26 protein-coding genes and 1 riboswitch are annotated in these 25,292 nt (G+C 64.8%); of the genes, 4 read left to right on the top strand and 22 right to left on the bottom strand.

All coding sequences use genetic code 11. The features are described from left to right. Nucleotide 1 precedes the first annotated feature (1 nt). Both AC1RWL_RS09050 and AC1RWL_RS09045 read right to left on the bottom strand, forming a co-directional pair. On the bottom strand, nt 2-1,894 hold the full coding sequence (locus tag AC1RWL_RS09050; protein WP_493094349.1) for a flavohemoglobin expression-modulating QEGLA motif protein: 1,893 nt from the start codon (nt 1,892-1,894) through the stop codon (nt 2-4). Further along, nucleotides 1,891-2,703, bottom strand: a complete 813-nt coding sequence (locus AC1RWL_RS09045) for an N-formylglutamate amidohydrolase (RefSeq protein WP_493094348.1) — start codon at nt 2,701-2,703, stop codon at nt 1,891-1,893. Before AC1RWL_RS09045 ends, AC1RWL_RS09050 begins: the two co-directional genes overlap by 4 nt. A gap of 143 nt (nt 2,704-2,846) precedes the next feature. Here AC1RWL_RS09045 and AC1RWL_RS09040 point away from each other — a divergent pair, with 143 nt between their 5' ends. Both AC1RWL_RS09040 and AC1RWL_RS09035 read left to right on the top strand, forming a co-directional pair. After that, nucleotides 2,847-3,212: a YbaN family protein gene (locus tag AC1RWL_RS09040; protein ID WP_493094347.1), complete on the top strand. Its 366-nt coding sequence runs from the start codon at nt 2,847-2,849 to the stop codon at nt 3,210-3,212. A 4-nt stretch (nt 3,213-3,216) separates the two neighbouring features. Then, nucleotides 3,217-4,656 carry a cryptochrome/photolyase family protein gene (locus AC1RWL_RS09035; RefSeq protein ID WP_493094346.1) on the top strand — a complete coding sequence of 480 codons (1,440 nt, stop codon included), beginning with the start codon at nt 3,217-3,219 and terminating at the stop codon, nt 4,654-4,656. A gap of 1 nt (nt 4,657) precedes the next feature. Here the strand turns inward: AC1RWL_RS09035 and phnN are convergent, their stop codons facing one another. From phnN to phnG, 14 genes are all read right to left on the bottom strand, one after another. Beyond that, complete coding sequence (gene phnN, locus AC1RWL_RS09030) at nt 4,658-5,263, bottom strand: phosphonate metabolism protein/1,5-bisphosphokinase (PRPP-forming) PhnN (RefSeq protein ID WP_493094345.1); 606 nt, start codon at nt 5,261-5,263, stop codon at nt 4,658-4,660. Then, nucleotides 5,260-6,393, bottom strand: a complete 1,134-nt coding sequence (locus AC1RWL_RS09025) for an alpha-D-ribose 1-methylphosphonate 5-triphosphate diphosphatase (RefSeq protein ID WP_493094344.1) — start codon at nt 6,391-6,393, stop codon at nt 5,260-5,262. The genes phnN and AC1RWL_RS09025 overlap by 4 nt, the downstream gene beginning before the upstream one ends. Before the next feature lies 1 nt (nt 6,394). Further along, a complete protein-coding gene (locus tag AC1RWL_RS09020; protein ID WP_493094343.1) occupies nt 6,395-7,102 on the bottom strand; it encodes a DUF1045 domain-containing protein in 708 nt (235 codons plus the stop codon). A 93-nt stretch (nt 7,103-7,195) separates the two neighbouring features. After that, nucleotides 7,196-8,698, bottom strand: coding sequence for a phosphonate ABC transporter, permease protein PhnE (gene phnE / locus AC1RWL_RS09015; protein ID WP_493094342.1), 1,503 nt, complete (start codon nt 8,696-8,698; stop codon nt 7,196-7,198). 9 nt (nt 8,699-8,707) lie between these two features. Next, nucleotides 8,708-9,670 (bottom strand): phosphonate ABC transporter, permease protein PhnE, encoded by a 963-nt coding sequence (phnE, locus tag AC1RWL_RS09010; RefSeq protein WP_439617455.1) that lies wholly within the window; start codon nt 9,668-9,670, stop codon nt 8,708-8,710. 71 nt (nt 9,671-9,741) lie between these two features. Then, on the bottom strand, nt 9,742-10,647 hold the full coding sequence (phnD, locus tag AC1RWL_RS09005; protein ID WP_435265992.1) for a phosphonate ABC transporter substrate-binding protein: 906 nt from the start codon (nt 10,645-10,647) through the stop codon (nt 9,742-9,744). Between the two features lie 80 nt (nt 10,648-10,727). Continuing rightward, nucleotides 10,728-11,576, bottom strand: coding sequence for a phosphonate ABC transporter ATP-binding protein (gene phnC, locus AC1RWL_RS09000; RefSeq protein WP_256116859.1), 849 nt, complete (start codon nt 11,574-11,576; stop codon nt 10,728-10,730). Nucleotides 11,577-11,728: 152 nt separating this feature from the next. After that, complete coding sequence (locus AC1RWL_RS08995) at nt 11,729-12,343, bottom strand: DapH/DapD/GlmU-related protein (RefSeq protein WP_493094341.1); 615 nt, start codon at nt 12,341-12,343, stop codon at nt 11,729-11,731. Next, complete coding sequence (gene phnL, locus AC1RWL_RS08990) at nt 12,340-13,047, bottom strand: phosphonate C-P lyase system protein PhnL (RefSeq protein WP_493094340.1); 708 nt, start codon at nt 13,045-13,047, stop codon at nt 12,340-12,342. Before phnL ends, AC1RWL_RS08995 begins: the two co-directional genes overlap by 4 nt. 2 nt (nt 13,048-13,049) lie before the next feature. Next, nucleotides 13,050-13,826: a phosphonate C-P lyase system protein PhnK gene (phnK, locus tag AC1RWL_RS08985; RefSeq protein ID WP_493094339.1), complete on the bottom strand. Its 777-nt coding sequence runs from the start codon at nt 13,824-13,826 to the stop codon at nt 13,050-13,052. After that, nucleotides 13,823-14,701, bottom strand: coding sequence for an alpha-D-ribose 1-methylphosphonate 5-phosphate C-P-lyase PhnJ (locus tag AC1RWL_RS08980; RefSeq protein WP_493094338.1), 879 nt, complete (start codon nt 14,699-14,701; stop codon nt 13,823-13,825). Before AC1RWL_RS08980 ends, phnK begins: the two co-directional genes overlap by 4 nt. 280 nt (nt 14,702-14,981) lie before the next feature. Next, nucleotides 14,982-16,082: a carbon-phosphorus lyase complex subunit gene (locus AC1RWL_RS08975; RefSeq protein WP_493094337.1), complete on the bottom strand. Its 1,101-nt coding sequence runs from the start codon at nt 16,080-16,082 to the stop codon at nt 14,982-14,984. A 3-nt stretch (nt 16,083-16,085) separates the two neighbouring features. Further along, entirely contained in the window at nt 16,086-16,694 is a 609-nt protein-coding gene (gene phnH / locus AC1RWL_RS08970; protein WP_493094336.1) for a phosphonate C-P lyase system protein PhnH, read from the bottom strand. Next, nucleotides 16,694-17,179: a phosphonate C-P lyase system protein PhnG gene (gene phnG, locus AC1RWL_RS08965; RefSeq protein ID WP_493094335.1), complete on the bottom strand. Its 486-nt coding sequence runs from the start codon at nt 17,177-17,179 to the stop codon at nt 16,694-16,696. The genes phnH and phnG overlap by 1 nt, the downstream gene beginning before the upstream one ends. A 100-nt stretch (nt 17,180-17,279) precedes the next feature. Between phnG and phnF the strand changes: the two genes are divergently transcribed. Next, complete coding sequence (phnF, locus tag AC1RWL_RS08960; protein ID WP_493094334.1) at nt 17,280-18,032, top strand: phosphonate metabolism transcriptional regulator PhnF; 753 nt, start codon at nt 17,280-17,282, stop codon at nt 18,030-18,032. On the opposite strand, the gene AC1RWL_RS08955 is transcribed toward phnF, so the two are convergent. From AC1RWL_RS08955 to AC1RWL_RS08930, 6 genes are all read right to left on the bottom strand, one after another. Continuing rightward, nucleotides 18,010-18,786, bottom strand: coding sequence for a class I SAM-dependent methyltransferase (locus AC1RWL_RS08955; protein WP_493094333.1), 777 nt, complete (start codon nt 18,784-18,786; stop codon nt 18,010-18,012). The two genes, phnF and AC1RWL_RS08955, sit on opposite strands and share 23 nt — an antisense overlap. Next, on the bottom strand, nt 18,786-19,592 hold the full coding sequence (locus tag AC1RWL_RS08950; protein WP_493094332.1) for an ABC transporter ATP-binding protein: 807 nt from the start codon (nt 19,590-19,592) through the stop codon (nt 18,786-18,788). The genes AC1RWL_RS08955 and AC1RWL_RS08950 overlap by 1 nt, the downstream gene beginning before the upstream one ends. After that, a complete protein-coding gene (locus tag AC1RWL_RS08945; RefSeq protein ID WP_493094331.1) occupies nt 19,589-20,596 on the bottom strand; it encodes a FecCD family ABC transporter permease in 1,008 nt (335 codons plus the stop codon). Before AC1RWL_RS08945 ends, AC1RWL_RS08950 begins: the two co-directional genes overlap by 4 nt. 17 nt (nt 20,597-20,613) lie before the next feature. Then, nucleotides 20,614-21,654 carry an ABC transporter substrate-binding protein gene (locus tag AC1RWL_RS08940; RefSeq protein WP_493094330.1) on the bottom strand — a complete coding sequence of 347 codons (1,041 nt, stop codon included), beginning with the start codon at nt 21,652-21,654 and terminating at the stop codon, nt 20,614-20,616. A gap of 154 nt (nt 21,655-21,808) precedes the next feature. After that, nucleotides 21,809-22,040, bottom strand: a riboswitch (cobalamin riboswitch). 26 nt (nt 22,041-22,066) lie between these two features. Next, nucleotides 22,067-22,921 (bottom strand): MurR/RpiR family transcriptional regulator, encoded by an 855-nt coding sequence (locus tag AC1RWL_RS08935; protein WP_256116882.1) that lies wholly within the window; start codon nt 22,919-22,921, stop codon nt 22,067-22,069. Between the two features lie 54 nt (nt 22,922-22,975). Next, nucleotides 22,976-24,046 carry a polyamine ABC transporter substrate-binding protein gene (locus AC1RWL_RS08930; RefSeq protein WP_493094329.1) on the bottom strand — a complete coding sequence of 357 codons (1,071 nt, stop codon included), beginning with the start codon at nt 24,044-24,046 and terminating at the stop codon, nt 22,976-22,978. Nucleotides 24,047-24,208: 162 nt separating this feature from the next. Here AC1RWL_RS08930 and AC1RWL_RS08925 point away from each other — a divergent pair, with 162 nt between their 5' ends. Further along, nucleotides 24,209-25,291: an ABC transporter ATP-binding protein gene (locus AC1RWL_RS08925; RefSeq protein WP_493094328.1), complete on the top strand. Its 1,083-nt coding sequence runs from the start codon at nt 24,209-24,211 to the stop codon at nt 25,289-25,291. The last annotated feature ends 1 nt before the right edge of the window (nt 25,292 follow it).

The raw sequence follows: 25,292 nt of genomic DNA, 5'->3' as shown, positions 1-25,292 counted from the left end.
CTCAAGCTTCGAGCATTGTCAGGGGTGTCAGTCCGGCACGGGCGCGCTCCAGCCTTGCGCGCCCACGGTCGGTTTCGAGACAGAGTGGTCGCAGGATCGGCGCCTTCAGCAGGCCGCGGGCGCCAAGTTCCTCCATCACGCTGAAATGGCCTGCCGAAATCTTGCCCATCCAGAACGGATCGAGCGCGCCGCCGCCCTTCAGGTGGCTCAGCAGTGAGAGCAGCCCGCGCAGATAGATGGCGTCCTTGGCGAGCCCGCCGCCGCGGAAGACGCGCAGCAGCAGGCCAAAGGCGGTCTCGGCGTCGAAATCGTAATCCTGCGTCAGCGTGCGAAAGCTCTCGACGAAGGAGGCACCGACGAGCATCAGGTCACAACCGACGACGCGGGCGGCGAGCAGCCGCAGGCGCTCCGGCGTGAAGCCGCCGGCGAGGAATTCGGCGAAGACCGCCAGCCCCTCCTGCATGCCCTCGTAGCCCGAAAGGCCGGTGCGGAAGACGCGCAGGCCCTGCGCCGAGCCGTTGAAATAGGTGAGCAGGTGCACGCCGACCTCGTGGCTCAGCAGCGCATCGACGCGATGGCGCATCATGCGCGTGCGCCGGGAAATCAGCAGGCGGCGGCCGGAGACGAGCAGGCCGGCCGGCACGTCGTCGCGTAGTTCGATCGCCGCGTCGAAACCGTCATAATGCTGGTGATAGTGCATCATCATGGAGCGCGCCTTGCGCTCGACATAGAAGCAATCCACCACCTCGTCGTCATCGGCGAGCGCCGGCATGCGCTTGGCATGCCCCGTGCCGTCGAGAACCTCGGCAGCGGCCTTGCGTAGCGAGGGCTCGACGGGGCCGTAGAGCGCGCGGCCGAACTCGACGAAACGTGCCTTCTCCCGCTCGCCGATCAGCGTCAGTTGCAGGTCGAGTTCCTGCTGTTTTTCCCGGTAGATCTGGTGCAGGACGGGGTCTTCGAGCCGGTCGAGCGAAATGGAATAGAGGCGGCGCTTCTGCCCCTCCACCAGGAGGGGCAGCGGACGGTAGAGGAAACGCGGCGGCCTGTCGTAGTGGTTCGCCTTGAATTCCTGCCAGGCGGCGTTTGCGTTGATCGGCGTCACGGCAAGCAGGAAATCGAAGCTGGAGGCGACCTCGTCCATGCCGCGATCGGCCCTCTCGACCGCATCGATGAAGGCCTTGCGGCCGAAGGCCCGGTAGGTGGCGGGTTTCGGAAAACCGTCCGCCTCCAGAAAGGCCGCGAAGGCGCGCAGGCCCGCGTCGAGGAAATTGTCGACCAGGCGTTCGCGCAGGTCCGGATAGGTGGCGTCGGACCCCGTCACGCGGTAGATCGGCGCGAAGCGCAGGGTCAGAAGCGGCAGCTTGAGGTTCAGAAGCTCCGGCCGGGCGCAGGGATCGTCCTCCGCCGCGCAAAGCTCGACATGCGGCGTGCGGAAACGGGCCTCGAACGCCTCCACCGCCGTTTCGAATGCCTCCATCGCCCGCTTGGCCGCGGGTTGGCGCGTCGCCGAGAGCATGACCTCGAAGGGCTGGAGGAACGGCGCATCGTCGGACAGCAACCGGTCGCGCTGCAACTCGTCCACGTCGAGCAGCACGAAGGTGCCGAATTTCTTGCGCAGCGCCGCGGCAATCGGCGCAATGAGTTCTACAGCATCCTCGATGCGCGGTGTGACGAGGTAGGAGGCGTTCGCGGCGGCGATCTCGCGCGCCACGACATGCGTGTCCGGCTCGCCGACATGCAGGCAGATAAACGGCAGCGGCCGGTCGATATGCAGGCGCCCGCCTTCGAGGTCGCGGCGCACCGGCTTGCCGGCTTCCAGCGCTTCGATCACGTCCTGAACAAGCGTCTTTTCCTGCTTCTGGCGCGGCTTGCGCGCCGCCTTCGCTGGGCTCATGCGACCTCCCGCAGCGCCCGTTCGAGCACCGGCGCCGCCCCCGCGACGAGCGCTTGAAGGGATGCGAGCGCCTGCCAGTCCGGCGCGCCCGTCCACTCGTCCATGAAGACCTTTTTGAATTCGACGGCGATTGCGCAGCCGTTTTGCCGGAAACGCTCGTGGATGAAGCGCGTCTGTTCGCCACGCCCCTCGAAGGCGATGTTCTCGCGCACGTCCAGCCGGCGGCCGAGAAAATCGAAATCGGCGGCGAAGTTCATGAAGGCATCGACCACCGGCGCCCACCGGGACCGATCCATCGAGGAGGTGCCGATATTGATTTCCGGCGCATCGCTCGCTTCGGTCGGTGGCGCCGAAGGGCCGGCGCGGCGGTGGTTGTAGCTGTGCATGTCCAGCACGACGAAGCTGCCATGCTGCGCCTCCACGCCGCGAAGATAGTTTTCCAGCATGCCGTAATAGGCGTCATGCACGGCGAGGCTTTCTGCAAGCTCGGCCTCGGAAGGGGTCGTGCGCCACACCTTCAGGCCCCAAGCCTGTTCCGGCCGCAGGTAGATAGCGCCGTCGCGGGCGCGGTTGAGGTCGATCTCGAAGCGGGAGCGGTGGAAGACGATGCGATTGGCGAGGCCGCGGATGGTTTCGGCCGTGAACGGGTCTTCCTCGCGCAACCGCTCGTCGTCGTCGAGCGCCATATTCATGAGGAGGTTCTGGCGGACGGCGTGGCCATTGTGGATGGCGGTGCCGACGATCGGCGAAGCGCCGCGCTGCGTCGTCCACCAGGCATGCTCGTCTCCGCGGTCGATATCGTCCAACATTCGCCTCGCCCTACCCTGTTTCCGTCCGCAAGGAATGCCCGAGGAAGATGTTCGTTCCACCCGTTGCGGTACGATGGCCCCTTGGAGGCGGGCGCAAAGCACTCTATCTGAACGGCGACGCGTTTTTTTGAACGAGGATCCCTGTGCGCTCGCTCTACATGCTGGCCGGCCTGCTGATGACGGCGCTCGGCATTATCGGCGCTTTCCTGCCCCTGCTCCCGACGACACCCTTCCTGCTCGTCGCCGTCTGGTGTTTTTCGCGCTCCTCGCCGCGTCTGGAACAGTGGCTGCTGAACCACCGCACGCTCGGCCCGCCGCTCCAGAACTGGCGGCGCGAGGGCGCCATCTCCGCGCGTGCCAAAATCGTCTCCGTCTGCCTCATCATCGCGAGCTACGGCTTCTTCTACTACCGCACGCAGCCCTCGATGCTTCTCGCCGGAACGGTCGCGCTCATCCTGTCGGGAAGCGTGCTGTTCATCCTCACCCGTCCCCTGCCGAAAAGGAGCTGAAGAGATGGCTGCGAGCGAAAATCCGGTCATCGTCTGGTTCCGCAAGGATCTGCGCGTCGACGACAACGCCGCGCTGGCCGCCGCCGTGGAGACGGGGCGCCCCGTCGTCACCCTCTATATCCGCGAGCCGGAGAAAGCCGGAACAGGACCGCTCGGGGGGGCGCAGGAATGGTGGCTGCATCATTCGCTGGCCTCGCTCGGCAAGACGCTTCAGAAGCTCGGCTCACCGCTGGTGCTGCGCAGCGGTGCGGCGGATGCGGTGCTTGCCGAGCTGATCGAGGAGACCGGCGCCGACGCCGTCCACTGGAACCGCCGGCACGATCCCGCGGGCATCGCGATCGACACGGACATCAAGGCGGCGCTGAAAGGGCGTGGCATTGCCGCCAAAAGCTTCGCCGGACAATTGCTGCACGACCCGACGCGCCTGATGACCGGGGAGAAAAGGCCGTACCGCGTCTATACGCCATTCTGGAAGGCGCTGGAGCGAGAGGGGGAGCCGCACGAGCCGATCGACGCGCCGGAAAAACTGGCTTCTCTCCGCAAGACCCCTGCATCCGAGACGTTCGATGACTGGGACCTGCTGCCGAAGAAGCCGGATTGGGCGGCCGCATTCTCCGATGTCTGGACGCCGGGGGAAGAGGCGGCGCGCGAACGGCTGGAAAGCTTCGTCGACGGCGCGATCGACGGTTACAAGCAGGACCGCGACCATCCCGCCATCGACGCGACCTCGATGCTTTCGCCGCATCTGGCGCTGGGCGAAATCTCGCCCGCCCGGATCTGGCATGCCACGCGCGGCCTGAAGGCGCCGGCGGAGGATGTCGTGCATTTCCGCAAAGAACTCGCCTGGCGGGAATTCTGCTACCACCTGCATTTCCATTTCCCGCAGCTTGCGGAAAAAAACTGGAACGACCGTTTCGACGCCTTTCCCTGGGAAGCGGTCGGCAAGAACTTCAAGCTCTGGACCCGTGGCCAGACGGGTTATCCCATCGTCGATGCCGGCATGCGGCAGCTCTGGAAACATGGCTGGATGCACAACCGCGTGCGCATGATCACCGCTTCCTTCCTGATCAAACACCTGATGATCGACTGGCGGCGCGGGGAAGAATGGTTTCGCGATACGCTGGTGGATGCCGATGCAGCCTCGAATGCGGCGAACTGGCAATGGGTGGCGGGCTCGGGCGCGGATGCCTCGCCCTTCTTCCGCATCTTCAACCCGATCCTGCAAGGCGAGAAATTCGATGCGGACGGCAGCTATGTCCGCACCTTCGTGCCGGAACTGGAGAAGCTCGATGCGGCCTGGATACACAAGCCCTTCGATGCGCCGGAAAGTGCGCTGAAGAAGGCCGGCGTCGAGCTTGGGAAAACCTATCCGAAGCCGATCGTCGATCACGGCAAGGCGCGCGAACGCGCACTAGCCGCCTATAAAGCGCTGAAGGGCGACTGAATCAGTCTTCGCGCGCGAGTGCGGAGACCAGCAACGAGACGAAGGCCTCGCCCGCCTCTTCCAGCGCGCCGCTATTGTCGATGACGACGGTATCGGCGGCGACGACGATTTCCGGCACGGCACGGTCGAGCCGCTTTGCAATGCCCTCCACACTTTCCCGGCCACGCGCGGCAAGGCGGGCGGCGAGAATGTCCGGCCGCGCGGTGATCACCACGACCTTCAGCCGCGCGTAAGTATCAGCGAAAGCGGGCAAGGCCGAACGGCTGCCATTGGCGACGAGCGTGACACCGGTCGCCAGTGCATCGAGTGTTTCGCGGGGGATGCCGTAGGACAGGCCGTGCGCCTCCCAGGAGACGGCGAAGCCGCCTTCGGCCGCGCGTGTGCGAAACCCTTCCGCATCGATTGCCTCATGCGCCTCCCCGCCGGCGTCCGCCGGGCGGGTGATGACGCGGCGAACGAAGCGTACGCGGGCTTCATCGGCAAAATGCCGCGCGGCATAGGACATCACGCTGTCCTTGCCGGCACCGCTCGGGCCGACGACGACGACCATCGTGCCGGCCGCAACGGCTAATGGCTGGTGGACGGCGGCTTCGGCGTCGAGGCTCATGCCACGCGCCTGCCTTGGCGCCAGACGGAGCGCACGACCGGAACGCCGGAGGGACGGCGCACGCGCACGAGATCGGCGCGCAGGCCCTTGGCAATGGCGCCTCGATCATCGAGCCCGACGGTGCGGGCGGGCGTCGTCGAGACCATGTTGATGGCCTTCGGCAGGTCCATGCCCTCATCGGCGAGGATGAAGGGCGCGTGCATCAGGCTGAAGGGCACATAGTCGGAAGACAGCACGTCGAGCACGCCCATGTTTGCGAGGTCGCGGGCGGCGATGTTGCCGGAATGCGACTTGCCGCGCACGATGTTCGGCGCGCCCATCAGCACGCTCATGCCCGCGCCATGCGAGGCCTTCGCGGCTTCGACGCTGGTCGGGAATTCGGCAAGCCGGATGCCGTAGCCAATCGCCTCCTCGACATGCTCCAGTGTCGCATCGTCGTGGCTCGCGACCGAGATATTGCGGGCGGCGCAGGAGGCGGCGATCGCATCGCGGTGCGGCTTGGCATAGCGGGCGGAAAGGTCCTGCTGGCGCTTGCAGAAGGCGTCAAACTCGTCGTCCGTCAGGCCGCGCTTCTTCTTGTAGTAGAGGATATATTGCTCCAGCGTCTGGAACTGGCGCTGGCCGGGCGCGTGGTCCATCAGCGAGACGAGGCGGACGAGCGGATCGTCCTCGAATTCCTCGTAGTGTTCCAGCACATTGTCGGTCGAGACTTCGCAGCGCAGGTGAATGAGGTGTTCCGCCCGCAGGCGGTCCTCGTTCTGCGCCTCTGCGATGGCGTTGGCCATGGCACGCATCTCGCCCTTCTCGAAGCCGCCGTCCTCGTCCGAGCCCATGCGCAGGCAGTCGAAGACGGTGGTGATGCCGGAGGTCACGACCTGGGCGTCGTGCGACTGGATGGCGGCCGTCAGGCCCCAGCGCACGCCGGGGCGCGGCGAATAGTGGGCTTCCAGATGGTCGGTGTGCAGTTCGACGAGGCCGGGGATGAGGAAGTCGCCTTCCATGTCCTCGCTCTCAGTGGAGGAGCCTTCGGAGATGTCGGCGATCAGGCCATCGCGCAACACCAGCGTGCCGTCGAGGATCTTGTCCTCAAGCACGATACGGGCATTGGAGAGAACGGTTTCGCGGGTCATGTCAGGCGGTCTTTCTGTTGGCTGCGGCTGCGAGCGGGAAGAGCGAATGGACGGTGAAATCGGCGCCGCGCGACGGCTCCCGGAAGAGCGCCAGGCCGGCGATCGTCAGCGGGCGGCCGTGGAAATCGGCGAACTGATCGAGAAGCACGCTTTCGACGGCATCGCGGCGCTCGACTGGCACACGCCCCGTCAGCGTCATGTGGAAACGGAACTCGTCGAACACGTAGGGATATCCCCACTGCACGAGGTTCTGGCGTTCGGCGGCGGTGAGTTCGTCGGGCTTGCGGCGGGAAATATCCGCCGAGGTCAGCGGTGCGCGAAAACGCTCGAAACGGCGCACGACTTCGCCGGCAAAACTCTGCAACGCGTCGCACTGGTCGCCCGGCACGAGCGCGAAGAACGAGCCGAGCCGGCCGACGACGAGCTCCGGAATGTCGAACGGCTCGGTTTCTGAGACGAACCGGCCGATTTCGGCAATAAGCTCCGCTTCGCTGCGGCCCTCGGCAAGCGCAAAGGGCGCCTTCATCGTGGCGTGGAAACCATAGCGGCGCGGGTCTGCCGTGAGGCCCGAAAGCGTTGCCGCGTCGAACCCGCCCACGGCCGGCTGCTCCAGGGCTGCACCCGTGAACGCATTGCGTCCCAGCCAGCGCTGGGCGGAAAGGGTCAGCGGATCGCTTGCAGGCGGGGTGAAATAGAGGGCGTAACGCAAGGGCTCATTCCTATAAAATTCAAGTCATGCCGCCGGATCGGCGGCATCGGATCTTGTAGGGATTCGTGTGGCAGCATCATGCCGCCACGCCGATCAATGCGTGGGCTTGCCCATCAGGCGGGAACGCAGCGCATTCGATATGCCGTCGAAGACGAAAACCACCATGAGGATCAGCAGTACCATGTAGGCGACGTTCTCCCAGTCGGAATTCGTGCGCATCGCTTCCCAGAGCTTCAGGCCGATACCGCCGGCGCCGACGGCACCGATGATCGTGGCGGAACGGGTGTTCGATTCCCAGAAGTACAGCGCCTGCGAGGCGAAGAGCGGCATGACCTGCGGCAGCACGCCGAAGCGCTGCACGGCGACCGGTGCCGCGCCCACAGACTTCACGCCTTCGCGCTGCTTGTCGTCGATGTTTTCCAGCGCTTCGGAATAGAGTTTGCCGAGCGTGCCGGTGTCGGTGAAGAAGATCGCCGACATGCCGGCGAGCGGCCCGGGACCGAAGGCGCGGGTGAAGAACAGCGCCCAGATCAGCATGTCGACCGAGCGCAGGAAGTCGAACAGGCGCTTGGTGATCTGGTTGGAGAACCAGTTGCGCGTGATGTTGCGCGCCGCCAGGAACGCCAGCGGGAAGGCGAGCAGCATCGCAAACAGCGTGCCGACGAAGGCCATGACGATCGTCTGGAGCAGTTTTGTCCACACGTCGAGATGCTGCCATTCGGAATTGTAGAGGATATTGTCCCAGGCAAGCGACAGGTTCGACTGTTTCGGATCGATGCGCTCGCCCGAGGTGATCAGCGACGCCACGTCAGACGTCGACTTGCCGTGGAAGGGTGAGTTTGTGTCGAACAGGAAGTTCGCCCAGCCGAGGAAGCGCTTACGGATCGAGACATCGTCCGCCTCGATCTCCCCCCAGCCGGCAAAGCCGAAGGCCAATGTGATCTTCTGGCCGGGTGTCTTCTGCGTCGCCCAGGCCGGCAGCGTGCCTTCGGGCTTCACATCGGAACCGTCCACATCCACCACCAGCGTCTCGCCGGCATGCTGGACGGTCACGCGCTCCGGCACCACCTCGACGCTCGTCGTGGAATTGAGCGTGATCTTCGCGCGCTTGACCACTTCTTCCTCGCGCGTCGTCGCCGTTGCGAGGCCTTCGGCTGCGGCCGCCGCACCGCCGATGACGGCGCCCTCGCCCATGAAGCCCATGGAGGCGGGCTTCTTTTCCGTCGTGGTCGTGGCACCGGCAGCCGGCGTGGTGCGGGTCATTGTGCCAAGTTCGATTTCGACCCAGTCGGGCTTGGCATTCGGGCCGAGCGGCGAGAAGCGCGGATAGGTGAGCTTCATCGCGCCATCGGGATCGATCGCCACTTCCGGGCGCACCTCGTAGGAGACCCAGTCGGCGAGATAGGTGCCGGCAATGTTCCAGTTCGCGGTGCCGAGCACATGGCCGATCGCGAAGAACCACCAGCAATAGAGCGCGTAGAGCACGAAGCCGCCGGTGATGATGGCGATACGGAAACGCTGCCAGAACGAGCGGTGAAAGACGGCCGGGTGGCGTGCCGCGATCTCATCCATCTGTGCGGAATTGAGGGTCGTCATGGCGCACTCCTATTGAGCCAGCCGGAAGGCATGATCGCCGACCAGCTTGCGGCGCAGCCAGGCAGAAAACTGGTCGACGGCGATGATGGTGATGAGGAGAAGCAGCACGATGGCGAGCGTCTTCGCCTGATGGTTCTGGCCGATCGACAGGCGCAGCAGCTCGCCGATGCCGCCGCCGCCGACGGCGCCGATGATCGTCGAGGCGCGCACGTTGATCTCCAGGCGCAGCAGGAAGTAGCTCACGAAGTTCGGCAGCACCTGCGGCACGATGCCGAACCAGACACGCTCCACCCAGCTCGCACCCACGGCGCGAAGCCCCTCCTCCGCCTTCATGTCGGCATTCTCGACGACCTCGAAGAACAGCTTTCCGAGGGCACCGACCGTGTGGATCGACACGGCGATGACGGCGGGAAGCGGCCCGAGCGACAGGATGGCGAGGAAGAAGCCGGCGAGCACGACTTCCGGGAAGGCGCGCAGGATTTCCATGAAGCGGCGCACGAAACCACGCAGCAGGCGGTTGGCAACCAGATTCTTGGCGGCGAGGAAACAGAGCAGGAAGCCGAAGAACATGCCGATGATGGTGGAGAACAGCGCGATGTTCAGCGTTTCCAGCATCTTGTGGAAATATTCCGGCACATAGAGGCTCTCGGTGATGTAGAGCCGGCCTTCCGGATAATTGTACTTGAAGCTGCCATCGTCATAAGGCGACGGCAGGTCGAACAGCGCGCGGAAGACCTCAAAGCCATCGCGTGGAACCATGTCGCCGACGAAGTCGAAGAGATAGGGCAGCCGGTCGAAGAACTTGCCGGCATTCGTCTCGTTGGCGAACCACAGCGAGCCGGAGAGTGCCACCGCGAGGATGGCGAGGCCCAGCCAGGTATAGAGGCGGCGGCGCGCGTTCAGCTCCTGCCAGTGTCGCTCGATCAGAGCGCCCTTCTCGCTGAAGCCGTCGTGGAGCGTGTTCGTGGCCATGGTCTATCCCGGCTTGTTCAAAAACAGAGGCGCCGGCCGGGGTGCGGCCGGCGCCGATGTCAGTATGGCGATCAGCCGCCGATCGTTGCCTTGCGGGCGTCGATGATCGGCTTGTAGAAGTCGACGTTGACTTCCGTGAACGAGGTGAAGTCACCGCCCATGACGGCGGAGAAGCAGGCTGCGTCCTTCTTCGGCAGGTCGAGCATGAACTGCTTGAACTTCGCCTTGGTCTCGTCGGCCATCGCGCTGCGAACGACGATCGGGCCGTTCGGGATCAGCGGCGACTTCCAGATTTCGACTAGATCGTTCATGTCGAGAATGCCCTTCTCGACCATCTTGTAGAGGTTGCCGGAGGTGTAGCCGTCCTTGAACTCGCCAACGCCCGAACCGAAGGTCGTGCCGGCATCGAAGGTGCCCTTCAGCACTTCGAGGACGAGGTTTTCGTGACCGCCGCCGAAGCCGGTTTCAGCGAAATATTCCTTGACCGGGCCGCCGATGGCTTCCGGCAGCGTGACGAGCGGGATCAGGTAGCCGGAGGTGGAGTCCGGGTCGGCGAAGCCGAGCTTCTTGCCCTTCAGGTCTTCGAGCTTGGTGATGCCGGAATCCTTGCGGGCGACCATGATCGAGTGGTAGCCGGTCGAGCCGTCGGTCTGGACGGTCGTCAGGATCGGCTCGACAGCCTTCGGGTCGGCAAGGTAGATCTTGGCATAGCCGGAAGCGCCGAGTTCGGCGTAGTCGAGCGTGCCGCCGAGCAGGCCCTGGATGACGCCGTCATAGTCGGCAGCCGGGAAGAACGAGACCTTCTCGAAGCCGAGGTCGGCCTTCAGGTGATCGCCGAGGCACTGATAGTTGCGCAGGCGATCCGCTTCGTTCTCGCCGCCGATGATGCCGACGCGGAATTCCTTGAGGTCTTCAGCCTGTACGTGGCCGGCGAGCGCGATGAGCGCGACGGCGCCGAGAAGAACTTTCTTCAGCATGGTCTCTCTCCTGTTTGACCGGCTTTGCCGGCTGGAAGTTTATGACCCTTCACGCGGGTCCTTCGATCCTGGCGGGGAGCTTAAAGCCCGGCCAGTGCCAGCGGTGTCGGGCTGGCGGATTCCTTGATGTTGTCCTGTTTGGCGGGGTTGCGGATCGCCGTGGAGGTCATGCTCTCGTCGATTTCCGCGCCATCGGCGCCGGTGCCGTAGATCGTGCGCACTGCTTCACTGTCGAGCTCGCGCGCCGAGCCGTCGAAGACGACGCGGCCATGCGCCATGCCGATGATGCGCTCGCAATAGGCGCGCGCCGTGTCCAGCGTATGCAGGTTGGTGATGACCGTGATGCCCTCGCGCTCGTTGATGTCGCGCAGCGCGTCCATGACGATCTTGGCGTTGAGCGGATCGAGCGAGGCGATCGGCTCGTCGGCGAGCAGCATCTTCGGGTTCTGCATCAGCGCACGCGCAATCGCCACGCGCTGCTGCTGGCCGCCGGAGAGCGTGCCGGCCGGCTGGAGCGCCGTCTGCTCGATGCCGAGGCGTTCGAGCGCCGCAATCGCCATGATGCGCTCTTCACGGGTGAAGAGGTTGAGGATGCTGAGCGTGGTCGAGCGGTGGTTGAGGCGGCCGAGCAGCACATTGGTCAGCACGTCGAGACGCGGCACCAGGTTGAACTGCTGGAAGATCATCGCGCAGTCGCGCTGCCAGTTGCGCAGGCCGGAGCCGCGCAGCGACGAGACCTCGATATCGTTGAAATGGATCGAACCTTCGCTCGGATCGGCGAGGCGGTTGATCATGCGCAGCATGGTGGACTTGCCGGCGCCCGAGCGGCCGATGACGCCGACCATCTGGCCCTGCGGGATGTCGAAGGTCACATCGTCGACCGCAACGCGCTCGCCAAAACGGCGGGTGACATTCTTCAGTCGGAACATGGCGGATCCCTCTTTTTTCAGGCTAAGCCCAAAGTCGGGCAGTGTCGTTTTCGGGACTGGCTCTAAACGCTGTTGATGAAGCGGCGATGTCAGTTTCATGTCGGAAAAATTACAGTCCACAGGCCTGAAATTCCGGCTTCTGGCGCGCCGTCTCACCCGTCGTGACGGGTAAGAAACGCCTCTGCGTCAAGTTTGCGAAAATCGTCCAAAGCAGTGCGCAACCGGGCATGATCCCAGTCCCACCAGGCGAGTTTTTCCATGCGTTCGGCGATGCTTCGGGAGAAGCGTTCGCGGATCGGTTTCGCCGCCACGCCCCCGACGATCGTGTAGGGTTCGACGTCCTTTGTGACAACGGCGCCCGATCCTATGACAGCGCCGTTGCCGATTGTGACACCGGGCAGGACCGTCGATCCGTGGCCGATCCACACGTCATGGCCGATGGTGACGCGGTGTTCGCGCCGCCAGGCGAAAAAGTCCGGTTCGGGCTCGGCATCGGGCCAATAGTCGTTGGCCCGATAGGTGAAGTGGTGCAGCGTCGCGCGCCACATCGGGTGGTTCGTGGCGTTGATGCGCACCGACGAGGCGATGTTGGCGAACTTTCCGATTGTCGCGCACCAGACCGAACCGCCGTCCATGATGTAGGAATAGTCGCCGATTTCGGCCTCGCTGATGCGGCAGTTCTCGGCGATCTCCGTGTAGCGGCCGAGCGAGCTGTCGGAGACGGTAGCCGTCGGATGGATCAGCGGCGTTTCGGAAAGCTTCGTCATGCCGCAGCCTTTCGTGGCGAAAAAGCGGAGACGTCGACGATGCGGTCGGCGACTTTTTCGCGCACGTCCTCATCGTGGAAGATGCCAAGGAGCGCCACGCCGGCCGCCTTCTTCTCCTCGATCATGCCGACGACGACGGCGCGGTTCTTCGCGTCGAGCGAGGCGGTCGGCTCATCGAGCAGCAGGATACGATGATCGGTGATGAAGCCGCGCGCGATGTTGACGCGCTGCTGCTCGCCGCCGGAGAAGGTGGCGGGCGGCAACTGCCAGAGTTCGCGCGGCAGGTTGAGCCGCGCCAGCATCGCTTCCGCGGTGGCCTTTGCCTCGGCCGCATCGACACCGCGGGCGGTGAGCGGTTCGGCGACGACATCGACGGCGGCAACACGCGGCACGGTGCGCAGGAACTGGCTCACATAACCGAGTGTGGCGCGGCGAACCGACAGGATGGTGCGCGGATCGGCGGTCGCAAGATCGAGCAGGCGACCGCCGTGCTCGATCAGGATCTGGCCGCTATCGACGGCATAATTGCCATAGACCATCTTGAGCAGCGAGCTCTTGCCGATGCCGGACGGGCCGCCCAGCACGACGCATTCGCCTGATTTCACCGAGAAGTCGACATTCGACATGACAGGCAGGCGAAGACCATCGCGAAGATGCATGGTGAAGCTCTTCGCCACTTCTGAAACAACGAGGGGTGTGGGCATGGTTACACCTGAAGGATCGAGGAGACGAGGAGCTGGGTATAGGCTTCGCGCGGATCGTCGAGCACGCGGTCGGTCAGCCCCTGCTCGATGACGACGCCGTCCTTCATCACCATCATGCGGTGCGAGAGGAGGCGCGCCACGGCAAGGTCGTGCGTGACGATGATCGCTGACAAGCCCAGGTCCTGCACGAGGCCGCGCAGCAGGTCGAGCAGGCGTGCCTGCACCGAGACGTCGAGGCCGCCGGTCGGCTCGTCCATGAAGATGAGACGCGGCGAGGTGACGAGATTGCGGGCGATCTGCAGGCGCTGGCGCATGCCGCCGGAAAAGTCGCGCGGCTGGTCGTCGATGCGGTCGACACTGATCTCGACGCGGCCGAGCCAGTTGCCCGCCGTCTCGCGGATACTGCCATAGTGCCGCTCGCCGACGGCCATCAGCCGCTCGCCGACATTGGCGCCGGCCGAGACCGCCATGCGCAGGCCATCGGCCGGGTTCTGGTGCACGAAACCCCAGTCGGTGCGCATCAGGAAGCGGCGCTCCGCCTCGCTCATGCGGGAAAGTTCGCGCATTTCGCCATCGCGCATGCGGTACTCGACGGCGCCGGAGCTCGGCATCAGCCGGGTCGCGAGGCAATTGAGCAGCGTCGTCTTGCCGGAGCCGGATTCGCCGACCACCGCCAGCACTTCGCCGGGCCAGAGATCGAAGGAGACATTCTTGCAGCCGATGCGGGCACCGTAGAACTTTGAAATGTCACGGACTTTGAGCAGAGGGGCGTCAGTCATTCGGCGGCCTCCTTGTTATAGGCGAGATGGCCGCGGTGGCCATTGGCGCAACGTTCCTCGCAATGGTCGGTGTCGGAGCAGACGAACATGCGCCCGCCCTTGTCGTCGAGCACCACTTCGTCGAGGTAGACGTTCTCCGCGCCGCACAGCGCGCAGGGCTTGTCGAAGGTCTGGATCTCGAAGGGATGATCCTCGAAATCGAGGCTGACGACTTCGGTATAGGGCGGCACGGCGTAGATGCGCTTCTCGCGGCCGGCGCCAAAAAGCTGGAGCGCTTCCGAGCGGTGCATCTTCGGATTGTCGAATTTTGGCGTGGGCGACGGGTCCATCACGTAGCGCCCCTCGACCTTCACCGGATAGGCATAGGTCGTGGCGATATGGCCGTTCTTGGCGATGTCCTCGTAGAGCTTCACATGCATCAGCCCGTATTCTTCCAGCGCATGCATCTTGCGCGTCTCGGTCTCGCGCGGTTCGAGGAAGCGCAAGGGTTCCGGGATCGGCACTTGGTAGACCAGCGTCTGCCCTGCGGTGAGCTTCTCTTCCGGAATGCGGTGGCGCGTCTGGATGATCGTCGCCTCGCGGGTCTTCGTCGTCACCGCGACATTCGCCACCTTCTGGAAGAAGGCGCGGATGGAGACCGCGTTGGTCGTGTCGTCGGCGCCCTGGTCGATGACTTTCAGCACGTCCTTCGGCCCGAGGATCGCCGCCGTCACCTGCACGCCGCCGGTGCCCCACCCATAGGGCATTGGCATTTCGCGCGATGCGAAGGGCACCTGATAGCCGGGAATGGCGATCGCTTTGAGGATCGCGCGGCGGATCATGCGTTTCGTCTGTTCGTCGAGATAGGCGAAATTGTAGGTCGCAAGCGGGTTCATCTTGACGTATCCTTGCGATTGTCCGAGCAAAAAGAAGATTGGAGGGAAACGATGGTGACAGCCTTGCTGGCTTTGTTTGCCCTTGTTGCCATCATGGTCTGCGCAATAATCCTTCCGCTGTTTCGGAGGGAGCCATCAAGGCACGCCTCTGCCGAGAGCGGCGAAGGTGCCCTGCTCGGATCGGACGCGTTTGGGGGCATGGACCATTCGAACGGCCACGCAAGCGACGGGGGCGGCTCCCATTGAGGGGCCTGTGAAATACCCTTTCGGTTGTCGCTGATCATTCTGCGGCTTCCCTTATGACGGCGTCGGACTGCTCCTCGTATTCCCGCCGCATGCGGCGCACGAGATCGAGTTCCGCCTGGAAATCCACGTAATGCGGCAGCTTCAGGTGCTCGACGAAACCGGTCGCCTGCACGTTGTCCGAGTGCGAGATGACGAATTCCTCATCCTGCGCCGGTGCCATGATGTCCTCGCCGAATTCCTCCGCGCGAAGAGCCCGATCGACCAGCGACATGGCCATGGCCTTGCGCTCGCTTTGGCCGAAGACGAGGCCATAACCGCGGGTGAACTGCGGCGGGTTCTTTGCCGAGCCCTTGAACTGGTTGACCATCTGGCATTCGGTGACCTGGATGCGGCCGAGCGAGACGGAAAAGCCGAGCTCCGGCATGTCCAGCTCCACCTCGACCTCGCCGATGCGCACTTCCCCGACGAAGGGATGGGTGCGGGCATAACCGCGCTGGGTGGAATAACCGAGCGCCAGTAGAAAGCCCTCGTCACCACGGGCGAGCGCCTGCAAGCGCAGGTCGCGCGCCATCGGGAATTCCAGCGGCTCGCGCGTGAGATCCCCCGTGACGTGGCCCTCCGGCAGGTTGCCGTCGTCCTCGACGAGGCCTTCGCCGGCCAGAATGTCGGAGACGCGCATCACCGGCTCGCCGGGCTCGTCGCGTTCAAGGGCCGTATCGACCGGTTCGTCGCCGAGCAGCGACGGGTCGAGCAGGCGGTGCGTGTAGTCGAAGGTCGGCCCCAGAAGCTGGCCGCCCGGCAGGTCCTTGTAGGTCGCCGAAACGCGGCGCTCGACGAGCATCACGCCCGTCTCGACCGGCTTCGAATAGCCGAAGCGCGGCAGCGTCGTGCGATAGGCGCGCAGGATGAAGATCGCCTCGATCATGTCGCCTCGGGCCTGCCGGACGGCAAGGGCGGCCAGCGCACGGTCGTAGAGCGAGGCTTCCGCCATCACGCGATCGACGGCGAGGCCGAGCTGGGCGACGATCTGCTCGATGCCGATCGCCGGCAGCGAACGGTCACCGCGGCGGCGGTCGGCGAGAAGGCGGTGGGCGTTGGAGATGGCGGCTTCGCCACCCTTGACGGCAACATACATGGCTCAGGCCTCCTTCACGCGAAGAACGGTGGTGCGCGGCAGGCAGAGGATGCGGTCGCCGGCCACGAGGATCAGGTCCACGCCGCGCGGGAAATTCTGCCGGTTCTCCGACCAGAAATGCGGGAACATGTCCGGCAGACCGAGCGGTGCGATCTCCTGTTCCATGCGGATGCCAGGGCCGGTCAGCACCAGCGGACGGCCACCTTCGAAAGCTTCGATCTCGACGACGAGCGTCGTGGAGCGATCCGGATATTCCTGCGTGCCCTGCGCGAAGAGGCAGAGATTGGGCAGCATCGCGCCCTTTTCCACGAAGGCGAAGCGGGCGTTCTGGCGCTCTTCCGTCAGCGTCGCGCCGGCATTGAAGGCGAGCCAGCCGGGCAATGCCGAGGCGCTGAGCTTCGGCGTCAGCCAGACGGTGGTGTCGTGATCGCAGAGGGTGAGCGCGACGGCGCCGGCGGCGGCATTGAGCGGTGCCGGCGGCGTGACGGTCGCGGCAATATGGCCGATCGTGCCCGGGCGGGCCATGCAGTCCATCAGCGTGCGGAAGACGGCCTGCGCCTCGAACACCGGCTGCGCAAAACCGCCGGCAAAGGCGAGCGTATCGAGTGACATCAGTCCTCTCCCCGAACCATGGTGAAGAAATCGACGCGGGTGGCGGCCGTCTGGCGCGCCTTTTCGGCGTCCTCGTCGGCAATGCGCACCGCGATGGCATCGAGCAGCGTCTCGACATCCGCCTTGCGGGCCGGCTGCTGGAAGAGCGCATCGAAGGTGGCGGCAAGCCGCGCCTTGACGGGATCCGTACCGAGCGACTGGCCGTGGCCGACCGTGCCGTCTTCCAGCCGGATGCTGGCGCGGGTGACCGTCGCCTCGCCGAGATTGAACGGCGCGCCGCCACCGCCGATGCGGCCGCGCACCATGACGAGGCCGGTTTCCGGTCCGCGCACGGGCTGGGCCGCCGGCTTGTCGTCAATAGCGTCCCAGGCCGCCTGCAATTCCGCCCGGCTCGACTTCGCCAGCAGGCCCATCGCCCTCTGCCGCTCGCCGGCTGCGCCTTTCGCGACGCTTTCGGCAGATTTCTGTGTTGATGTCATTGTCATCTCTCCAAATGTCTATTAATCTAGACAACCGAACATCTAAGTCTTGTCTTATTGGGCGGGAATGACAAGGGTGTGACAGAGGGCATTCGCGGGGTCGAAAATGGTGGAACGACAATCGGGCGTGGCGCTTTGGCGCCAGATCGCGGATCGCATGCGGCTTGCGATCAACAATGGCGATTTCGACGAGACCGGCATGATGCCGCCGGAAGTGGTGCTGGCCGGCCGCTTCGGCGTGAACCGGCATACGGTGCGCAGCGCCATGGCAGCACTTGCGGAAGAAGGCATCGTGCGGCCGATCCAGGGCATCGGCACCCGCATCGAGCGGCGCGACCGCCTGCGTTTCCCGATTTCGCGGCGCACGCGGTTTTCGCAGGGCCTTGGCAACCAGGCGCGCGATCTCGAAGGCAAATTGCTGGATGCCGCGACGGAAGCGGCACCGGCCATCGTTACGGAAGCCCTGGGGCTGGCGGCGGGTTCACGCTGCGTGCGGCTGGAAATCGTAAGCAGTGCGGACAAGCGGCCGATCTCGCGCTCGACAAGCTATTTCCCGGCTGACCGCTTTGCCGGCATGGCGGAGGCCTATGAGAAGACCCGGTCGATCACCGCATCCTTCCGCGAACTCGGCCTTCCCGACTATGTGCGCCGCTCCACCGAAATATCCGCCATCCATGCCGAGGGCGACGACATGCGGCAGCTGAAACTGTCGCCCGGCGCCATCATCCTCGTGGCGGTGGCCACCAATACGGACCTCGACGGCACGCCCATCCAGTTTTCCCGCACGCGTTTTGCCGCCGACCGCGTTAAGCTGACGGTGGAGCCGGAACCCGAGGTCATTTCCGGCAGCAGAGGATGAAGCGGCGGTAAAGCAGCGTGCGCAGCTTGTTGCGCAGATCCGCGGTGCGGCGCTGCGCGGCCGCGATCGGCGCATGCGAGCCGACCGTCATGTCGCGAAAACCCGCCGCTTCCAGCATTGGCAGCACGCGGTCGACGCTGAGGCCGTCTCCAAAGGGAAGCCGTTCCATGATGCTGGCATGCCGGTCGCTCATCGCGCCGTCATAGTGGGGATCGGCGCCGGCAAACCTGTCGATGACCGCGATGGCGCGGCTTGCCAGCCGGCCGAGCCGGGTGGGGGCTGCCCAGTCGCCATCGAAGAACAGCAGCGTACCGCCGGGCTTCAGCATGCGGTGCCATTCGGCAAAGGCCTGTTGCGGCGTCGTCAGCGTCCAGACCAAGTGGCGGCAGACGATCGCGTCATAGCTTTCGTCCGGCTCCATCGGGTTTTCCGCATCGGCGAGCAGGAAACGCAGCTCCTTCGCGCCAGCGTGTTTGCGGCGTGCGACCTCCAGCATTGCTTCGGAAAAATCGAGCGCCGTCACCTCGTGGCCGAGCGACAGCAGCAGGCGCGTCACCTCCCCGGTGCCACAGGCCAGCTCCAGCACGCGGCGCGGCTGCGGGCCGAGCCGTTCGCGGATCGCTGCCGCCCAGGCGTCGAATTCCGGGCCTTCAGGAATGCGATGGCCGAAGGCGAGGTCGAAGGTCTCCGAGCGGCGCGACCAGTAGTCGCGAATGTCTTCCTTGAGGTGGCTGTTGGGGTAGGCTCCGTGCATCAATTCCCCTCGCCTGCGACGAGTTTCAGGCGCGGCGGCCGCGGATCGGGCCGGCGATAGCGGATGAAGCAGCCGCCGGCGCCGTCGCGCTCGACATCGACGGTCACGCCGAAGACGTCGTGCAGGCGCTGCGGCTCCAGCACCTTGGCGGGCGTGCCGAGGGCCACGATCCGGCCGCCCTGCATGACGGCGATGCGGTCGCAGAACATGGCGGCGTGGTTGAGGTCGTGCAGCGCCGCGACCACGGTGAGGTCCTGCTCGCGCACGAGCTGGAGCAGGCCGATCTGGTGGCCGATGTCGAGATGGTTGGTCGGCTCGTCGAGCAGCAGGATCGGCGATTGCTGGGCGAGTGCGCGGGCGATGTGCAGCCGCTGGCGCTCGCCGCCGGAGAGCGTGTGCCAGAGCCGCCCGGCGAAATGCGCCATGTCGACCTCCTCCAGCGCCCGATCGACGATCGCATCGTCGGCCTTCGACCATGGCGTCAGCGCACCGAGATGCGGCGTGCGGCCGAGCTCGACGGCCTGGCGCGCGGTGATGCGCTCGGTCGTCTCCGCCTGCTGTTCCACGAAGGCAATGCGCTGGGCGATCTCGCGCCGGCCATGCGCCTGCAAGGACCTGCCGCCCAGCAGGACCTCGCCGCGCTGCGGCTTGCGGATGCCGGCGATCAGCGCCATCAGGCTGGTCTTGCCGGAGCCGTTCGGGCCGATGATGCCTAAAAATTCGCCGGGGCGCACGTCGAGCGAGACATCCGACAGGATGGTCGTGCCGCCGGCCGACCAGAAGAGACCATTCGCCGAGAGCGTCATAGCGCCGATCTCCGCTGGCTGAGGATGAGGGCGAAGGCCGGTGCGCCGAACAGCGCCGTGATGACACCGATGGGGAGCACCTGGCCGGGAATGATGACGCGCGACAGCACGTCCGCCGCGATCATGAAGATGGCGCCGATCAGCGCGGAAGCCGGCAGCAGCAAGCCGTGGCGCACGCCAACGACCATGCGCGCGGCATGCGGAATGACGAGGCCGACGAAGCCGATCGAGCCGACGATGGAAACCATGGTCGCCGTCATCAGGGCGGAGATGGCGATCAGCACGATATAGACGCGGCGCACCGGGATGCCGAGCGAGGCGGCCGATTCCGTGCCGAAGGTGAAGGCATCGAGCGCACGGGCATGCCACAGGCAGACGAGGAGGCCCAGGATCGCCACCGGCAGCGCCAGCCAGACATCCGGCCAGCGCACGCCCGAGAGATTGCCGAGCAGCCAGAACATGATGCCGCGCGCTTGTTCGGCGCTTGCGGCCTTGGTGACGATGAAGGAGGTAAGCGCATTGAAGAGCTGCGAGCCGGCGATGCCGGCAAGGATGATCGCGCCGGTGCCCCGCCCTGCCCGCACGGCAAGCGCGCTGACAAGGCCGAAGGCGACGAGTGCGCCGAGGAATGCGCCGGCCGGCAGCGTCAACGCGCCGGCGCCGATGCCGAGGATAGCGACGGAGACCGCGCCGGTGGACGCCCCCGCCGAAATGCCGAGGATATAGGGATCGGCGAGCGCATTGCGCAGCAGCGATTGCAGGATGACGCCGCAGAGCGCCAGCGCCGAGCCGCAGCAGGCGGCGACCATCGCCCGGCTCAGCCGGTAGTTCCAGATGATGCCCTCGTCGATCGGCTCGATCGCATGCCCCGCCTGCCAGAGACGGTTCGCCACCGTCTTCGCGACGATATCGAGCGGTATCGCCGTCTCGCCGACAGCGGCGCCGACGCCGAGCGCGACGACCAGCAGAACGAGCGCCGCGAAAGCGGCGCCCGTGCGGAACAAGAGGGGGCGTTCCGCTATCACTTCGCCAGACCAGCCTTTTCAATAGCGTCGGCAAGCTGTTCGATGCCTTCGATCGTGCGGATCGTGGGGTTCATCGCCTGCGCGTCCATATCGAAGACATGGTTGTTCTTGACTGCCGGCATCAGGCTTGCCACCGGGTCCGTCTTCAGGAAGTCAAGCTTTGCCTCGAGGCTGTCGAGAGGATAGCGGCGGCGCTCCATCGAGCCGGCCACGATGATCGTCGGACCCGACTTGGCGATCGTTTCCCAGCCCACCATCGGCCACTCGTCATCGGTCTTGATGATGTTGTCGATGCCCAGTGCCGACATGATGTAGCCGGGTGCACCGTTCTTGCCGGCGACATAGGGATCGGAATCAGCCGCGCTTGAGAACCAGAACACGGCCGACAACTTGCCATCCGCAGCCGCGACCTTGGCGCGGGCGGCGTCCTCGCGCGCCTTCAGTTCGGCAACGACCTCTTCGCCCTTGTCCTGCACGTTGTAGATCTGTGCCAGTTCGCGCACTTCCTGATAGACGAGGTCCATCGTGAAGACCTGATGGCGCACGCCGTCGCTTGCGGCGCTGTTCTCCTTGCCGACGCAGTCGGACGGGGACGTGTAGACCGGAATGCCGAGCTCCTCGAACTGTTCGGGCTTGGCGACCACGCCTTCCGGGCCGATCTGCCATTGGAACTGGACCGTGACGATATCCGGCTTTTTGCCGAGCACGCTCTCGAAGCTCGGGTCATTGTCCGCAAGGCGGTCGATCTTGGCGTTGACCTCTTCATAGCCCTTCAGAACGGGGCCGACCCAGAGCGCGGTGCCGACCACGCGGTCGGCGAGACCGAGCATGTAGAGAATTTCGGTCGAGCTCTGGCCGACAGAAACGGTTTGCGTCGGCGCCTTCTGGAAGGTGACCGGACGGCCGCAATTCTGCAGCGTCAGCGGATACTGCGTCTCGGCAGCCGCGGCGGTGTAGGCTGAAAGTAGAAGCGCCGTAGAGCCGGCGACGAGCGAGAGCAGCGATGCGGACCGCGCGGCCGCAGAAAACAGGGTCATGTATTTCTCCCGGATGAATGAAAGCGTGCGGCCTCAGCCGACGCGCCGAAGGGGGCGGATCGATCGCGGGCGGGAGAAAACGAGGGAAGGTCTGCCGGGTGCGGCAGGCAGATTCGTCATGGCGTCTCCGTTCCGGGCATCCCCGCCCGTGACTTGGATTGTTGCTATGACGGCAGGTCTCCTGGCTCACGGATATCTGCTGCCTGTCTGCCTTCCCGCGGAAAACCGCAGTGGCATGACGCGAAAACGCGTCCGAGGACAGGCGGCAATCCGCCTACAGTTGCGGGGGCAGCCACGGAATGGGTCCCTGTTGGGTCGTCCGTACCGTGTTCCCTATTAATCCCCTGGGAGTCATCCTTCAGGGAACCGTCATCCCATCCTTAGTCCCCGGCAGTCGGCAGCGTCAAGGCGCTCAGCTCTCGAAATCCCCGAAGACGTCCTGAAGCCGGGTCAGCGTATCGACGCGCTCGCTTACCGCCTCGCCCATCACGACGATGATGTTGGAGAGCATCAGGTCCATGACGGCGGTCATGGTGGCCGCGCCATCCCAGAGCGGCCCGTGCGAGCCCGGCACGATGAGGCAGATGTCCGAGACCTCCGGCCCCCAGGGGCAGAATTCGTCGGTGAGCAGCACGACCTTGACGCCGGCGCGCCGTGCCTCCAGTGCCAGAGGCCGCGCCTTGGCGGCGAAACGGCGCACGTCGTGCAGGAAGAGTAGGCGGCCTTCGACGGAGCCGTCGAGCAGTTCGGAATAGGTGCCGTTCAGCCCGTCGACGAACTGCACGCGCGGCCGGGTATAGGAAAGCTGGCTTGCAAAATACTGCGCGATACCGCGCACGTTCTGGTAGGCGGCGACATAGATCTCGGTCGCGCCGACCAGCGCATCGATCGTCTGCTGCCATTCCGGCGCATTGGTGATCTCGTAGATCTGGCCGAGATTGTCGATCTGCTGCTGGATGAGGCCGGCGAGAAGTTTTCCTTCCTTGCGGTCCTGCTCCAGCCGGTCGACCTGGCCCTTGACCTGCCAGGCTGGGTTGGAGCTGCCGCGGCGCAATTCGCCCTTCAACTCGTCGAGTCCGTCGAAACCCATGCGGCGGAGATAGCGCCCGACGGTCATCGGCGAGAGTTCCAGCCGCTGGGCGATGGAGCGCGCCGTCTCGAAGGGCAGATCGGCGATGTTGCGCTCGATATAGTTGGCGATCAGCTTGTCGGATTTGGACCGCCGAAGGTCGTCGGACTGAACGAGCTTCAAAATGCGTTTCGACACGTCGCCCTCCCCCAAAAGACCGCCCGTCCGGAGACGGGCGGGATAGTCATGCCGTTACTGCGCCGTCTTGACCCGCGTCCAGACGCGGTCGAGCTGGCGAAGCGCCGGGCCGAGATCCTCGAAAATCTGGAGACGCGCCATGGTCTCGGCCGGCGGATTGATCTCCTTGCTATTCTTGATCTTTTCCGGGGTCAATTCCCGCGCCGGCACGTTGGCCGTGCCGTTGGTCTGCTGCGAGACGTTGAGCGCCGCGATCTCCGGCCGCGTGTAGAACTGGAGAAACTTGACGGCGTTCTCCTTGTTCGGCGCGCTCTTCAGCACGCAAACATCCTCCTGGTACATGGTCCCGCCTTCTTCCGGGATCACGTAGCCGAGATCCTTCTCGTCGGCAAAGACATCGACCATGGCGCCGACGAAGAAATGGCCGGCCGCGACATCGCCGGATTGCACCATGGGCCGCGTGTCGTAGGTGAAAGCGGCGACATAGGGTTTCATCTCGATGATCGTCTCCGCCGCCTGCTGCAATTCGGCCGGATCGGTCGAGTTGATCTTGTGGCCGTTCAGCATGAGGCCGACGGCGAGCACCTCGCGCATGTCGTCGAGCAGAGTGAATTTCAGGCCCTTGGCCTTCACCGTCTCGATGAGGTCCTTCCAGCCTGTGATGTCCTTGCCGAGGATCGTGCGGTTATAAAAAATCCCGACCGAACCCCAGGCATAGGGCAGGCAATATTCACCCTTAGGGTCGCTTTTCGCGCGCAGGAAGGCGGGGTCGATGTTCTTGAACCCCTCATAGGTGTTGATGTCGGTCTTTTCGAGCAGGTCCAGCTTGGCCATGATGTCGTGCATGTGCACGGACGGGAAGACGATGTCGTAGCCCGTCGCGCCGCCCTGGATTTTTGCCAGCATTTCCTCGTTGGAGGAGTAGGTCGAGAGGTTGACCTTGATCTGGGTCTCCTCCTCGAACTTCTTCAGAACCTCCGGATTGATGTATTCGCCCCAGTTGTAGATGTTGAGCTCAGTGGCATTCGCCACGCCCGCCATGGCCACGAGGGCGGCAAGCGAGAGAGCGGTCTGGCGCGTCCATGCGCGAAGGCCGGATGCGCCGGCATTGGAAATTTTGATCATCGATAGTCTCCTCTGGTGGTTGGCCCGTCGTGGCCCCGGCGCTTTCCTTTGCGCCGCCTGTTCCTGTCCCGGCTTCTTTCGGCCGTTGACTTGGATGAACAAATGGTATCCAGATATCGAAATCGCACAAGCGTTATTTTTATAACATAATGGGGAACGACGATGCGAGATTCCATAGTCCGCCTGGAGAAGGCGGCGAAGGCCTTTGCCACGCCCGAAGGCCAGACAGTGACGGCGCTGGATGCGATCGACCTCGATGTCAGCCGCAACGAATTCCTGACGCTGCTCGGCCCCTCCGGCTGCGGCAAGACCACGCTGCTGCAGGCGATCAGCGGTTTCGTCGAGCTTGATGCCGGGCGCATCCTGATCGACGGCGAGGACATGACGGACCGCCCGCCCTATCGCCGCCCGGTCAATACGGTGTTCCAAAATTACGCTCTCTTCCCGCATATGACCGTCGGCGAAAACACCGGCTATGCGCTGGAAGTCGCCGGTGTTGCGAAGGCGGAGCGGGCAAAACGCGTGGCTGATGCGCTGCGCATGGTCGGGCTCGAAGGCATGGAAGGCCGCAAGCCGCGCCAGCTTTCCGGCGGCCAGCAGCAGCGCGTGGCGCTCGCCCGCGCCATCATCGCCCGCCCGAAGCTGCTGCTGCTCGACGAACCGCTCTCCGCGCTCGACAAGAACCTGCGCCAGGCCATGCAAATCGAGCTGAAGACGCTCCAGCACGAACTCGGCATCTCCTTCATCTTCGTGACGCACGACCAGCAGGAGGCGCTGACCATGTCGGACCGGGTGGCTGTGCTGTCCGGCGGCCGCATCCAGCAGCTCGACTCACCGCGCGCTATCTACGACCAGCCGAAAAACAGTTTTGTCGCCACCTTCGTCGGCGCCAGTAACCTGTTCGAGGGCGAGGCCGTTGGCGGACATCTCCTGACGACGGACGGCCTCTCCCTTTCGCATGCCAAGGCGGAAACGACAGGTACGGCGACCGCCCTTATCCGCCCGGAACAATTCTTCCTCGCACAGCAGGGCGACAGCGCCCCAAGCCTCGACGTCGACCTCGAACAGATCGTCTTCGTCGGTTCCACCTTCGAACTGTTCGGCCGCACGGCGACCGGCCGGCGCGTCATCGCCGAAATCCCGGCGACACGCCGCAACCTCGTCGGCGAGATCGAGCAGTCGCGCCGCGCGCGCCTCGCCTATGATCCGGCCGCCGTGCACCTCATCCCGGCGGAGGCCGCCTGAC

The organism is Shinella sp. GW821-FHT10F02 (assembly GCF_058809275.1).
Note: the sequence above shows the minus strand (reverse complement) of the source record. Positions and strands in the feature narration are given on the sequence as shown.

Coding starts and splice junctions, on each gene's coding strand:
- AC1RWL_RS09050 (WP_493094349.1), bottom strand. CDS start 1,894: ATGAGCCCAGCGAAGGCGGCGCGCAAGCCGCGCCAGAAGCAGGAAAAG.
- AC1RWL_RS09045 (WP_493094348.1), bottom strand. CDS start 2,703: ATGTTGGACGATATCGACCGCGGAGACGAGCATGCCTGGTGGACGACG.
- AC1RWL_RS09035 (WP_493094346.1), top strand. CDS start 3,217: ATGGCTGCGAGCGAAAATCCGGTCATCGTCTGGTTCCGCAAGGATCTG.
- phnN (WP_493094345.1), bottom strand. CDS start 5,263: ATGAGCCTCGACGCCGAAGCCGCCGTCCACCAGCCATTAGCCGTTGCG.
- AC1RWL_RS09025 (WP_493094344.1), bottom strand. CDS start 6,393: ATGACCCGCGAAACCGTTCTCTCCAATGCCCGTATCGTGCTTGAGGAC.
- phnE (WP_493094342.1), bottom strand. CDS start 8,698: ATGACGACCCTCAATTCCGCACAGATGGATGAGATCGCGGCACGCCAC.
- phnE (WP_439617455.1), bottom strand. CDS start 9,670: ATGGCCACGAACACGCTCCACGACGGCTTCAGCGAGAAGGGCGCTCTG.
- phnD (WP_435265992.1), bottom strand. CDS start 10,647: ATGCTGAAGAAAGTTCTTCTCGGCGCCGTCGCGCTCATCGCGCTCGCC.
- phnC (WP_256116859.1), bottom strand. CDS start 11,576: ATGTTCCGACTGAAGAATGTCACCCGCCGTTTTGGCGAGCGCGTTGCG.
- AC1RWL_RS08995 (WP_493094341.1), bottom strand. CDS start 12,343: ATGACGAAGCTTTCCGAAACGCCGCTGATCCATCCGACGGCTACCGTC.
- phnL (WP_493094340.1), bottom strand. CDS start 13,047: ATGCCCACACCCCTCGTTGTTTCAGAAGTGGCGAAGAGCTTCACCATG.
- phnK (WP_493094339.1), bottom strand. CDS start 13,826: ATGACTGACGCCCCTCTGCTCAAAGTCCGTGACATTTCAAAGTTCTAC.
- AC1RWL_RS08980 (WP_493094338.1), bottom strand. CDS start 14,701: ATGAACCCGCTTGCGACCTACAATTTCGCCTATCTCGACGAACAGACG.
- AC1RWL_RS08975 (WP_493094337.1), bottom strand. CDS start 16,082: ATGTATGTTGCCGTCAAGGGTGGCGAAGCCGCCATCTCCAACGCCCAC.
- phnH (WP_493094336.1), bottom strand. CDS start 16,694: ATGTCACTCGATACGCTCGCCTTTGCCGGCGGTTTTGCGCAGCCGGTG.
- phnG (WP_493094335.1), bottom strand. CDS start 17,179: ATGACAATGACATCAACACAGAAATCTGCCGAAAGCGTCGCGAAAGGC.
- phnF (WP_493094334.1), top strand. CDS start 17,280: ATGGTGGAACGACAATCGGGCGTGGCGCTTTGGCGCCAGATCGCGGAT.
- AC1RWL_RS08955 (WP_493094333.1), bottom strand. CDS start 18,786: ATGCACGGAGCCTACCCCAACAGCCACCTCAAGGAAGACATTCGCGAC.
- AC1RWL_RS08950 (WP_493094332.1), bottom strand. CDS start 19,592: ATGACGCTCTCGGCGAATGGTCTCTTCTGGTCGGCCGGCGGCACGACC.
- AC1RWL_RS08940 (WP_493094330.1), bottom strand. CDS start 21,654: ATGACCCTGTTTTCTGCGGCCGCGCGGTCCGCATCGCTGCTCTCGCTC.
- AC1RWL_RS08930 (WP_493094329.1), bottom strand. CDS start 24,046: ATGATCAAAATTTCCAATGCCGGCGCATCCGGCCTTCGCGCATGGACG.
- AC1RWL_RS08925 (WP_493094328.1), top strand. CDS start 24,209: ATGCGAGATTCCATAGTCCGCCTGGAGAAGGCGGCGAAGGCCTTTGCC.